At 63.2% G+C, this 12604-nt stretch carries 10 protein-coding genes; 1 reads left to right on the top strand and 9 read right to left on the bottom strand.

The window, feature by feature from the left end; translation table 11 throughout:
- Window positions 1–5: 5 nt before the first annotated feature.
- A complete protein-coding gene (gene katG / locus ACN0X9_RS00915) occupies window positions 6–2180 on the top strand; it encodes a catalase/peroxidase HPI (RefSeq protein WP_417485755.1) in 2175 nt (724 codons plus the stop codon).
- Window positions 2181–2257: 77 nt separating this feature from the next.
- Here katG and ACN0X9_RS00910 read toward each other — a convergent pair whose 3' ends face one another.
- From ACN0X9_RS00910 to ACN0X9_RS00870, 9 genes are all read right to left on the bottom strand, one after another.
- Entirely contained in the window at window positions 2258–4495 is a 2238-nt protein-coding gene (locus tag ACN0X9_RS00910) for a hypothetical protein (protein WP_417485754.1), read from the bottom strand.
- Window positions 4496–4618: 123 nt separating this feature from the next.
- Window positions 4619–6226, bottom strand: a complete 1608-nt coding sequence (locus ACN0X9_RS00905; RefSeq protein WP_417485753.1) for an AMP-binding protein — start codon at window positions 6224–6226, stop codon at window positions 4619–4621.
- A gap of 62 nt (window positions 6227–6288) precedes the next feature.
- The gene (locus tag ACN0X9_RS00900; RefSeq protein ID WP_417485752.1) at window positions 6289–6681 is read right to left on the bottom strand and encodes a RidA family protein; all 393 of its coding nucleotides are present in this window, start codon (window positions 6679–6681) and stop codon (window positions 6289–6291) included.
- Window positions 6681–7094, bottom strand: coding sequence for an acyl-CoA thioesterase (locus tag ACN0X9_RS00895; RefSeq protein ID WP_417485751.1), 414 nt, complete (start codon window positions 7092–7094; stop codon window positions 6681–6683). Before ACN0X9_RS00895 ends, ACN0X9_RS00900 begins: the two co-directional genes overlap by 1 nt.
- A complete protein-coding gene (locus ACN0X9_RS00890) occupies window positions 7091–8266 on the bottom strand; it encodes an acyl-CoA dehydrogenase family protein (RefSeq protein ID WP_417485750.1) in 1176 nt (391 codons plus the stop codon). The genes ACN0X9_RS00895 and ACN0X9_RS00890 overlap by 4 nt, the downstream gene beginning before the upstream one ends.
- Entirely contained in the window at window positions 8267–9079 is an 813-nt protein-coding gene (locus ACN0X9_RS00885) for an enoyl-CoA hydratase family protein (protein WP_417485749.1), read from the bottom strand.
- A 3-nt stretch (window positions 9080–9082) separates the two neighbouring features.
- Window positions 9083–9556, bottom strand: coding sequence for a MarR family winged helix-turn-helix transcriptional regulator (locus tag ACN0X9_RS00880; protein WP_417485748.1), 474 nt, complete (start codon window positions 9554–9556; stop codon window positions 9083–9085).
- A 1-nt stretch (window position 9557) separates the two neighbouring features.
- Window positions 9558–10307 (bottom strand): SDR family NAD(P)-dependent oxidoreductase, encoded by a 750-nt coding sequence (locus tag ACN0X9_RS00875; protein WP_417485747.1) that lies wholly within the window; start codon window positions 10305–10307, stop codon window positions 9558–9560.
- Window positions 10304–12589 (bottom strand): bifunctional salicylyl-CoA 5-hydroxylase/oxidoreductase, encoded by a 2286-nt coding sequence (locus ACN0X9_RS00870; protein ID WP_417485746.1) that lies wholly within the window; start codon window positions 12587–12589, stop codon window positions 10304–10306. Before ACN0X9_RS00870 ends, ACN0X9_RS00875 begins: the two co-directional genes overlap by 4 nt.
- Window positions 12590–12604 lie beyond the last annotated feature (15 nt).

Raw genomic sequence — 12604 nt, 5'->3', positions numbered from 1 at the left:
AGCGCATGGACGGCAACAACTCGAATTCCCAAGGCAAGTGTCCGGTAATGCATGGTGGCAACACGGCGTCCGAGGGTGATGTGATGGCCTGGTGGCCACGCGCACTCAATCTGGAAATCCTGCACCAGAAGGACACCAAGCCCAACCCGATGGGCGACGGACAGTCCTATCACGAAGCGCTCAAAACGCTCGATTTTGATGCCCTGAAAGCCGACATGCACGCATTGCTGACCGACAGCCAGGACTGGTGGCCGGCTGACTATGGGCATTATGGCGGCCTGATGATCCGCCTCGCCTGGCACTCGGCCGGCTCCTACCGCCTGGCCGATGGTCGCGGCGGTGGTGGCAGCGGCAATATCCGCTTCGCCCCGCTCAATTCCTGGCCGGACAATGGCAATCTGGACAAGGCGCGCCGCCTGCTTTGGCCGCTGAAGAAGAAGTATGGCAACAAGATCTCCTGGGCCGATCTGATCCTGCTCGCCGGCACGGTCGCCTATGAAAACATGGGTCTGAAGACATTCGGATTCGGCTTTGGCCGCGAGGATATCTGGAGCCCGGAGATCGACACCTATTGGGGTGCCGAAAAAGAATGGCTCGCCCCCTCCGACAGCCGCTACCAAGACGTCTCCAAGCCGGACACGATGGAAAACCCGCTGGCCGCAGTCCAGATGGGCCTGATCTACGTCAATCCGGAAGGGGTGAACGGCCAGCCCGACCCGCTGAAAACCGCGGCCCAGGTCCGCACGACCTTCGCCCGAATGGCGATGAATGATGAGGAAACCGCGGCCCTGACCGCCGGTGGCCACACGGTCGGCAAGACGCACGGCAATGGTGATGCGGGAGCGCTTGGCCCCGAGCCGGAAGGCGCCGAGCTGGAAAACCAGGGCTTTGGCTGGATCAATCCCAATCTGGCTGGCAAGGCGAGCAATGCGGTCACCTCGGGAATTGAAGGCGCGTGGACGACCAATCCGACGCAATTCGACATGGGCTATTTCGAGCTTCTGTTCGGCTATGAGTGGGAGTTGAAGAAGAGCCCCGCCGGCGCCCAGCAATGGGAGCCGATCAACATCAAGCCGGAACACATGCCGGTTGATGCCAGCGACCCGTCCCAGCGCCGCATGCCGATCATGACTGATGCCGACATGGCGATGAAAATGGACCCGGCCTATCGTGCGATCTGCGAGAAATTCATGGCCGACCCGGCCTATTTCAAGGACACGTTCGCTCGCGCCTGGTTCAAGCTGACCCACCGCGATATGGGCCCGAAGGATTGCTACATCGGACCGGATGTTCCGTCCGAAGAGCTGATCTGGCAGGACCCGATCCCCGCCGGGCCGACCAGCTTTGATATCGCCAAGGTGAAGGCCGCGATCGCAGACAGCGGTCTCTCGGTCAGCGAAATGGTATCGACAGCCTGGGACAGCGCCCGCACCTTCCGTGGATCGGACAAGCGCGGCGGTGCCAATGGCGCCCGTATCCGGCTTGCGCCGCAAAAGGACTGGGAAGGCAATGAGCCGGACCGTCTGGCCAAGGTGCTCGGCGTGCTCGAACCGATCGCCCGCGACGCCGGTGCCAGCCTGGCCGATGTCATCGTTTTGGCCGGCAATGTCGGCATCGAGCAGGCCGCCCGCGCAGCCGGCCATGACGTTGCGGTGCCATTCTCACCGGGCCGCGGCGACGCGACCGACGCCATGACCGATGCCGATTCCTTCGACGTTCTCGAGCCCCTGGCCGATGGCTATCGCAACTGGCAGAAGGCCGACTATGTGGTCAGCGCCGAAGAAATGCTGCTGGACCGCACGCAATTGCTCGGACTGACGGCTCCGGAAATGACGGTCCTGATAGGCGGTATGCGCGTGCTGGGCACCAATTATGGCGGCACGAAACACGGCGTGTTCACCGACCGCGAGGGCACGCTGACGACCGACTTCTTCGTCAACCTGACCGACATGGCCTACTCATGGGTGCCGGTGGACCGTCGCACCTATGAAATCCGCGATCGCAAGACCGGCGAAGCCCGCTGGACGGCGACCCGCGCCGATCTGGTATTCGGATCGAATTCGATCCTGCGCGCCTATGCCGAGGTCTATGCCCAAGACGACAATGCCGGCAAATTCGTCGCCGACTTCGTGGCGGCCTGGACCAAGGTCATGAATGCCGACCGGTTCGACCTCGCCTGATTGGTTGATCCGTTATCGAACAAAGAAGGGGCGGCTCGCAATGAGCCGCCCCTTTTTGTGTGTCGCAGCTTGAAGGCCTATTTCGGTGAGCCGAAATGCTCGGCGCTGAAGCTATAGGCGGCAGCAGCCGGCGGGCCCCCGACCGAAGGGGAGGCGCTAACAGTGTATCCGACCCCACTGCAAGCTCCCGGCGCGTCCGGCATGGTGCGGTTGAAGACCATCAGGGCGAGACCCGTATAGTCGGCGGTATCAATGCTGCCGCCGCGCCCCAGCGGGACAACCTCGACACGATCACCACGCTGGCCCAGGGCCAGAAGCTCCAGCTCGGCATCACCGTCCACGCTAAACTGGTAACGACCGTCGAGATCAACGGTGATGTAGTTGGCGCCCAATTGCTCGAGCCCGCCCTTGGAGTTCACGCCAGCTTCGCTGTCCATCGTGTGATGGATACGGACAGTTGAATTGAAGACCGGAGCAAGGTCATAGGCCAGTGCGTAATTCTGGGCGCGCCAGCGCTGGATCACATCCGGGATCGTTGTGCCGACCGTGTCGAGAGTCGCTGACATGGTCTCGAACCCGTCCAGCTCGACACTGTTTTCCCACATGTCCACGACGATGCCTTCGCCATAGCTGTCAGCCATGGATTGCAGCAAGGTCCACTGGGAGTAGTCGAAGCCACTCTCGCTGGTCGTCCAGCACATTTCCGGCGCGTCGAAATCGGTCTCGACATAGTCGGTGGCATCCTGGTCACCGCCGACCGTGGTCGTCTCGGTCCAGGACGCGGTTGCTTCATAGAGCCAGTCGAGGCCTTCCTCGGAGTCGTAGCCGAACTGGACGACATGGTTGAACTCATGCGTCGCGGTGGCACGCATCAGGCTGTGTACAGGCGCTTCCTTGCCCATGCCGACGAAATCATTGTCGATCACGAATACGGTCCGTGCGGCCGTGGTCTCGCGGACATCCCCGGTATTGGAATTGTCGAACACGATCTGCACCGGATAGGTCACGCCCATCGAGCCATCTGCATCAGCGACATAGGCGCGGTAACGGCCATCATCATCGCGGATCGGCTCAGCCCAACCAATACGGGAAACCTGAACGTCGAGCATTTCCTGCAAGGCGTCGGACACCGACTGCGCATATTCGGTCGACGAGGCGTCCACGCCTTCGAGCGTGTAGAGGACCCGGAAGTCCGGCGACAGGATCGTCAACTCGGGACCGCTCAGCGACACCCGGTTTTCCAGCAGGGCCTGCAAGGTGTCGACAACCGATGCATCGACCCAGGACAGGTCGAGCTGGAAGTCCCCGCTGCTCTCACCACTGCCATAGCGGCGCATTTCCAGCGTGTACTCGCCGCTTTCCGGCGCCGTGAAGGCGATGGCGGAGTTGAGCGAGCCGTCGCCGCGATCGTCGTTCAACGCGACCGGGAAGCCATCGGCTCCAACCAGACGCAGGACCGGATCCAGATCGCCGCTGGTCGTATCGGCGACCGCGAGGACTGTCTGTCCGGCCTCCAGCTGAAGCGGATAGTCGAACTCGGTCTGCCCGGAGCCGATAGTCCCGGTATGACGGGCGAAGCGCTCGCCTTCGATGGTGGTGAAATCGAACGGCACTTCTGCATTCGGATCGGTCGCCAGCGAGAAGATCAGCTCGCCGGTTCCGGTGCCGCCATAAGTGCTGACTTCGACCCGGTAGCGGCCAGCGTCCTCAGCCTGGAAGACAAGTTGCGAATTGAGGCTGCCATCACCGCGATCATCATTCTGGGCCAGGACATTGCCCGCTGCGTCGAGCAGGGCGAGCGTGGTGTCGAGCCCCTCGGTCACGGCGAATGTGGAGGCGACGAGAATATCGTCGGCTGCCAGATCGACATCCTGGCTGACGCTGGCGCGGCCTGGATCAAGCGCGACCACGCGCTCGTCAATCACGGTAGCCTCGCTTGAAAGGCCGACATCGACACCGTCGGCAATCGACAGCGTATAACTGCCCGTTGCATCGCCATAGCCGGTCACGACCGCCGAATACTGGCCGCTGACGGTGGGCATGTGGATGATCTGCGAAGTGAGGTCACCGGGCGCGCGATCATCATTCTCGGCCAGCACGCGACCGTCCGGCCCGAGCAAGGTGAGAATGGTGTCGAGGCGATCCACAGAGGCGGTCGTCAGGGTGACGACCTGGCCGGCCTCGAGGGTCAGTTCAATGGTCGAATTCGGTGCTTGGGCGGTGACCTCGCCAGCCACCTCACGCGCCTCACCGGATTGCGCATGCGCACCGCCAGCCAGACAGACAAAAGCACTCAAGACAGAAACTACGCGCACAGACACCTCCAACGCCCCGTCGCCGGACAGATCCAATGCGACTTCCCGACACCGGCTTTAGCGGTATCTCAAGACCACCACAAGCAAGCGACTGGCAGTCAGCCCGCCAGAACCCGGCCCGCACTACCGCAATTTGAAGCGTTGCACCTTGCCGGTCTGGGTCTTTGGCAGGGAGTCCAGGAAGGCCACAGCGCGGGGATATTTGTAGGGCGCGATCGTCGCCTTGACGTGGTCCTGCAGGGCGCACGCCAATGTTTCGCCAGCGCAATGACCGGCCTTGAGCACGACGAACGCCTTGACGATGGTGCCCCGCTCGGTGTCAGGCGCACCAACCACGGCGCACTCGGCCACGGCCGGATGGGTCAGCAGCGCCTGTTCGACTTCCGGGCCGGCGATATTGTAGCCCGACGACACAATGAGATCGTCAGCCCGTGAAAAGTACCAGAAATATCCGTCCTCATCGCGCCGGAAGAGATCACCGGTCAGGTTCCAGCCGCGCTGGACATAACCGGCCTGGCGGTCGTCATCGAGATAGAGACACCCGGTCGGCCCGCGCACGGCCAGGCGCCCCACCTCGCCGACCGGCACCTCGTCGCCGTCATCGCCGACCAGCCGGGCCTGGTAGCCGGGCACGACCCGTCCGGTTGAACCGACCCGGACCGGCTCGCCGCTGCCTGCGATGAAGATGTGGATCAGCTCCGTCGCGCCGATCCCGTCGATCAGACGCAATCCCGAGCATTGGTGGAACGCATCCGAGATGGCAGCTGGCAGGTGCTCGCCCGCTGACACGCATTTGCGCAAGGACGACAGGTCATGTGTGTCCCAATTGGCCATCAGGGCACGATATCCCATCGGCGCCGTGAACAGCGTGGTCGCCTTGAAGGTCTCGATGCACTCGCAAAGCGCATCAAAACCCGGTCGGTCCGGCAGCGCGACGGCGATCCCCGCGCGCGCCGGAAATACGACAAAGGCGCCCAGTCCGAAGGTGAAGGCAAAGGGCGGCGTGCCCGTGTAGATTTCGTCGGCTTGCGGCTTCAGTCCGTGGCGGCCGAATGTGTCGGCCATGGCCAGGACGCTGGAATGGAAATGGGCGCAGGCCTTGGGTTGTCCGGTCGTTCCCGAGGTAAAGGCCAGCAGGGCGACATCATCGCGAGCGGTATCGGCATTGTCGAAATCCGCCGGCTTGCCGGGCAGCGCCGCCGCGAGTTCGCTATCTTCACCCCAGCACTCGATCCGGCCCAGGACCGGTTCGTTCCGAGCCGCCTCGCGCACGGCCTCGACCAACGCCGGATCGCAAAGCGCGAAACCGACCTGCCCTTTGGCGATAACCTTGGCCAGTTCACCGGCCCGCAACATCGGCATGGTCGTCACAGCCACCGCGCCGGCCTTCATCACGGCGTACCAGGCGACCATGAGATCAACACCGTTGGGCCCATGCAGCAGCACCCGGTTTCCGGGCACGACACCCATCTCGTCGACCAGGTAGTGGGCTAGCCGGTTGGCCTCGGAGAGCAGCTCGGCATAGGTCAGCGAGCGGGCCGAGGAATAGACCGCCATCCGATCACCGAGGCCTTTTTCAACTGTCCGGTCGAGCAGTTCGGCACCGCAATTGAGCCGGTCCGGATAGGCCAGCTCCGGCAGGTCAAAGCGGAAGTCAGGCCATTGCTCCCGCGGTGGCAGATTCCGGCGAGTGAAACGGTCTGCATGACCGCTGGGCTGAAGCTCTGTCATCACGTCCTCCCCGACGCGTCGACCGGCTGTCTTGTCGTGCAGGGCCTCTGACGGGCCCGCTGTCACGACGGGATGACGGCCGTGGTTTCGATTTCGATCTTGGCGCGGGTCTCGATCAACCCGTCGACAACCAGAAAGGCCATCACGGGATAGTTGCGCCCCATCAATTCCTTCCAGATCGCGCCGAGCTGCGGCCCAGCCGCCAGGTATTCGTCGCGATCACTGACATAGCCGGTCATGCGGACCACATGTTCGGGGCCGGCTCCGCCTTCCCTGAGGACCGCCAGCGTGTTGGCCAGAACCTGACGGAATTGCGCGGCAAAATCGTCGGAGACAATTGTTTCGGTCTCGTCCCAGCCGATCTGACCCGCAATGAAGACCATTTTCCCGGTCGCAGCGATGCCATTGGAATAGCCCTTGGGGCGCGGCCAGCCCGGCGGTTGCAATCGCTCCATCAATCCGTCTCCTTGAAGTTCAGCATGCGGCTCCGCAATTCCGGCAGGATCGAGATCGGCGAATTGCCGGCTTGATCGATGAAGACCAGCGTCGGACGGGCAATCATCCGCACCTCGTCCCCGCATCGGGCGGTAATGGTCAGCTTGATCGAGGACCGGCCCAGCTCACGCACCACCAAAGAGAAGACCAGCGTGTCATCGAGCCGGCTGGGAGCCTTGAATTCGGCCTCCATTCGCGCCAGCGGAACGCCGTGCGGCCCGTTCACGATCATGGCGTCGAAGCCATAGCCGACGCCCTGTTCGAACCAGTCCTCGATGGTCGCGTTGATCATTTCGAAATAGCGCGGATAGAAGACGATCCCGGCCGGATCGACATCGGCAAACCGGATGCGCCGGATGACATCAAAACTCATGGCGCAGTCTCCGCCAGGTGGGCGCGGGCGATCACCAGCTTCTGGACCTCGGAGGCCCCCTCATAAATGCGCAGGGCCCGGATTTCCCGATACAGCGCTTCGGGTACGCTGCCCTTGGTGACGCCCATCCCGCCGAAGATCTGCACTGCGGTATCGATGGCGCGCTGGGCGGCTTCGGTGGCATGGAGCTTGGCCATCGCCGCTTCGCGCGTGACCCGCGCCGCGCCCTGGTCCTTGGTCCAGGCGGCGCGGTAGATCAGCAGGGCTGCCGCGTCGATATCCAGCGCCATTTCCGCCAATTGAGTCTGCACGCCGGGGAGGTCGGCCAACGGCGCCCCGAACAGGTTGCGCCCACGGGCGCGCGCCGTAGCCTCGTCCAGTGCCCGACGGGCAAAACCCAGCGCCGCAGCGCCAACCGTCGAGCGGAAGACGTCCAGTGTCCCCATGGCGATCCGGAAACCGGCACCGCCCTCGCCGATACGATTTGCAACAGGGACCCGGCACCGATCGAAACGAAGGCGCGCCAGAGGGTGCGGTGCGATGGTCTCGATCCGCTCGACCACCTCAAGACCGGGAGACGTCGCCGGCACAATGATCGCACTGAGACCGCGCGCGCCGTCGGCCTCGCCGGTGCGGGCGAAGACCACATAAAAGTCGGCAATCCCGCCATTGGAGATGAAGGTCTTCTCGCCGCTGATGACATAGTGGTCGCCATCCATTTCAGCCCGCGTCGAGATTGCGGCGACGTCGGACCCGGCATCCGGTTCGGTCAGCGCGAAGGCGGCGCAGAACTCGCCTGTACCGGTACCCGGCAACCAGGCCTGTTGCTGATCGCTCGACCCGAACAGGGAGATGGCGCCAGAGCCAAGCCCCTGCATGGCGAAAACGAAGTCGGCCAGGCCGGAGCGGTAGGCCAGATGCTCGCGGATCAGGCACAGGGAGCGGACATCCAGTTTCTCGCTTGTGCCTCCAAAGGCTGCCGGAACGGCATTGCGGACTATTCCGGCCTCGCCCAAAGCTGCCCGTATCGCGGCGCAATCGGCATCGACATCGGCGTGGTCATGGAAGCCATCGGCACCGAAACGCGCCTCTGCCCAATCCGACACCTCACGGGCCAGATTGCGATGACGATCCTCGAGAAAGGGCCAGGCGAGATAGGACTGGTCAGACATCTAATCGCCCTCGAAAACCGGCGTCTCGCGGGCAGCGAAGGCCCGGTAGGCGCGTTCAAAGTCCTTGGTCTGCATGCAGATCGCCTGGGCCTGGGCCTCTGCCTCGATGGCCGTGTGCAGACCCATATCCCATTCAGTGTTGAGCTGGTTCTTGGTCATAGCATTGGCGAAATTCGGTCCCGCCGCGATCCGGCTGGCCCACGCCTTCGCCGCCGGCATCAACTCATCCGCCTCCACGAGCTGGTTGTAAAAGCCCCAGCGCTCACCCTCTTCGGCCGACATAGAGCGGCCCAGGAAGAGCAACTCGCTCGCGCGGCCCTGACCGATGAGGCGGGGCAGGATGGCGCAGGCGCCCATATCACAGCCGGCCAGTCCGACCCGGTTGAACAGGAAGGCCGTCTTGGCTGCGGGTGTCGCGATCCGGAGATCCGATGCCATGGCCATGATCGCTCCGGCACCAACGCAGATACCATCAACCGCCGCGATGACCGGCTGCGGGCAATCGCGCATGGCCTTCACCAAATCACCGGTCATGCGGGTGAAGTCGAGCAGACCCGGCATCTCCATCTCGACCAGCGGGCCGATGATTTCGTGCACATCACCGCCGGAGCAGAAATTGCCACCGGCACCGGTGACAATGACCGCCTGGACAGTGCGCGCATAGACGAGACCGCGAAACAGGTCGCGCAGCTCGGCATAGCTCTCGAAGGTCAGCGGGTTTTTCCGGTCCGGACGGTTGAGCGTGATGGTCGCGACGCCGTCTTCGAAGGACCAGAGGAAGTGTTCGGGGGCGTAGGTCTTTGGATCCAGCATGATCTATCCGTCCTGTTCGGTTCGCAGGGAATGCAAGAGGTGTTCGGTCTGGTCAGTCAGGCTGTTGGCCGCCTCGCCAGGCAAGTTTGCGAAAATGTCGGCAAGCCAGTCGGCATGGGCCTTGGCCATGATTGTGAATGTCGCGCGCCCGGCCTCCGTCAGGTCGACGCGAAAGCGGCGACGGTCCTTTTCCAGCGCGGTCCGCGTGACCAGGCCGTCCGCGACCATCCGGCTGATCAGTCCCGTGACATTGCCATTGGTAACCAGAAGCCGCTCGGACAATTCGCCCATCAACAGGCCGGTCTCGGCCCGATCGAGGGCGGCCAGGGCATCAAAACGCGACAGGCTGACACCGAATTCACGCTGGAAGCGCGTCCGCAATTCCCGTTCGATCAAGGCGGTCGGGCGGTAGAGACGCAGCCACAGCTTGACCGCCGTCCGTCCATCGATCGATCCGGTTTGCGCGGATACGACCATGTCAGACAGCTCCGCCCGAGATGGCGATGGCCTGGCCGGATACCGAGCCGGACAGGGGCGAACACAGCCAGGCGACAGCCTCGGCGACTTCCTCGACCTGGATCAGACGGCCTTGCGGATTGGTCTTGGTCAGCTCGGCCAGCGCCTGGTCGCGCGTCCGGCCGGTCTTTTCCATGATGTTGGCGATGGAATTCTCGACGATTTCGGTCTCGACATAGCCCGGACAGACAGCATTCACGGTCAGCCGGGTCTGCGCGTATTCGAGTGACAGCGATTTGGTCAGGCCGACGACCGCGTGTTTGGAGGCGACATAGGGCGCGACATAGGCGCCGCCGCGAAGACCGGCGATCGAGGCGATATTGATGATCCGGGCATAGTCGGCGCACATCATCGAACCGGCCACGGCCTGACTGCAACGAACCAACCCCTCGACATTGACTGCCTGGATACGCTGCCAGTCGGCCATCGGCGTCCGATGGAAGGCCGCAGCCGACACGATCCCGGCATTGTTGACCAGGATATCGACCGCGCCTGCAGCCTCGAAGGCCGACCGGACGCTGTCATCATCGGTGACATCGCAACGGATCGCGCTGGCCCCTCCAATACCGTCTGCCGCCTCTCGCAGACGGTCCAGGTCGCGGCCCATCAAAACCGTCTCGACACCCTCCGCCGCCAGGCGGCGTGCGCAGGCCAGACCGATACCTGTTCCGCCACCGGTAATGACGGCCCGTCGTCCAGCCAATGCGCTCATGCCCGAAACTCCGTCTCATTGGCGCGCTGGAGATTGCGCGCGAGTTGGTCAAACCCGGCGAGGTATTGCGGCGGCACGTCGACGCCGCGATAACCCAGCTCTGCGGCAGCGCGCAGGGTCCAGTTGGGATCGAGCAGGTGCGGCCTCGCCAGCGCGACAAGGTCGGCGCGGCCGGCAGCGAGGATCGAATTGACATGATCCGGCTCGTAGATATTGCCGACCGCCATGGTCGCGCATCCCAACGAATTGCGGATCTGGTCGGAATAGGGCGTCTGGAACATGCGGCCATAGACCGGACGCCCCTTGGGTGTGGTCTGACCGGCGGAGACGTCGATCAGGTCAGCCCCGGCATCGATGAAGGCCTGGGCAACAGCGACGCTGTCATCACCATCAATGCCCTGCCCGGCGACCCAGTCAGTCGCGGAAATACGAACCGCCATCGGTTTTTCAGCCGGCCAGACATCCCGCATGCCGCGGAAGACTTCGAGCGGGAAGCGGAGCCGGTTTTCCAGGCTGCCACCATAGGCGTCGGTGCGATGGTTGGAGATCGGCGTGATGAAGCTGGACAGGAGATAGCCATGGGCACAGTGCAGCTCGACCATGTCGAAGCCCGCCTCAACGGCCCGCCCGGTGGCCCTGACAAAGTCGGCGAGGACTCGATCCATATCGTCACGGGTCATCTCGATGGGGGCCTGATTGCCCTGATCCCAGGGAATAGGGGACGGTCCGTAGACAGGCCAGTTGCCCTCCGGCAAGGGCACGTCATAGCCCTCCCATCCGATCCGCGTGGATCCCTTGCGGCCGGCATGGGACAGCTGGATGGCCATTTTCGCGTGGCTGTTTTCATGCGCGAAGTCGGTAATCCGGCGCCAGGCCTCGACATGCTGATCCGTGTACAGCCCGGTGCAGCCCGGCGTGATGCGGGCATCGGCGCTGACATTGGTCATCTCGGTATAGACGAGCCCTGCCCCGCCCAGACAGCGGGCGCCATAGTGCACCTGATGGAAAGCGCCGGGCGCGCCGTCGCGGGCCGAATACTGACACATGGGCGAGACGACGACGCGATTTTCAAGCCGCATGTCGCGCAGGGTGAACGGCGCAAACATGGGCGGCTTCGCACCGGCCTCCCCGCCAGCCTCGGCAAACCAGCTCTCCACGCCCGCCAGCCAGTCCGGATCGCGCAGGCGCAGGTTTTCATGGCTGATCCGCTGCGAGCGGGTCAGCAATGAATAGGCAAACTGCTTGGGTTGGAAATCCAGATAGCGGTCTAGGTTTTCGAACCATTCGGTGGAATTGCGGGCGGCGCTTTGAAGCTTGAGCACTTCAACCTTGCGCGCCTCCTGATAGTCGACCAGCCCCTCGGCCACCGGCTTTGTCGTGCTGGTCAGGACATCCGCCAGCATGATCGCGTCCTCGAAGGCCAGCTTGGTGCCCGAGCCGATCGAGAAATGGGCGGTGTGGGCGGCATCCCCGAGCAGGACCACATTGTCATGCACCCAGGTATCACACAGCACCCGCGGGAAATTGAGCCAGGCGGAACCGCGCTTGTGCGCGGCATTCGACATCAAGGCCTCTCCATCCAGCCAGGATGCGAATATCTGCTCGCAGACCCGACAGGTTTCCGCCTGGTCCATGTCGCCGAACCCCCAGGCCTCCCAGGTTTCAGGCGCACATTCGACGATAAAGGTCGAGGTCTGGTCGTCAAACCGGTAGGCGTGGGCCCAGACCCAACCGTGTTCGGTCTCGGTGAAGATGAAGGTGAAGGCTTCGAACACCTTGTGCGTACCGAGCCAGACGAAGCGGTTGCGGCGGGTCTCGATATCGGGCTTGAAACTGGCCTCGAACCGGGACCGGATCTTCGAGTTGAGACCGTCCGACGCGACGATCATGTCGGCATCGGCAAAGGCCGACAGGTCGCCATCGATTTCGGATTCAAAGTGCAGACCGACGCCCAGCTCGCGCGCCCGGTCCTGCAGGATGTTCAGCAGGTGTTTGCGACCGATGCCGCAAAACCCGTGACCCGTCGAGGTCTCGACCGTGTCGCGGAAATGGACATCGATATCGTCCCAGTGAGCGAGACTGTCGGCAATCGTGGCCGCGCTCTCGGGATCATTGCCGGCCAGATTGTCCATCGTCTGGTCGGAGAACACCACGCCCCAGCCGAATGTGTCGCCGGGCTTGTTGCGCTCATGGACATCGATCTCGCAACCGGGATCGCGCAGTTTCATGGAAATGGCAAAATACAGACCGGCCGGTCCGCCACCAAGGCAGGCAATCTTCATCCCGGGCCATCTCCC

Origin of the sequence: Maricaulis sp., assembly GCF_048268525.1 — a bacterium.
In the GTDB taxonomy this organism is placed as follows: Bacteria; Pseudomonadota; Alphaproteobacteria; order Caulobacterales; family Maricaulaceae; genus Maricaulis.
Note: the sequence above shows the minus strand (reverse complement) of the source record. Positions and strands in the feature narration are given on the sequence as shown.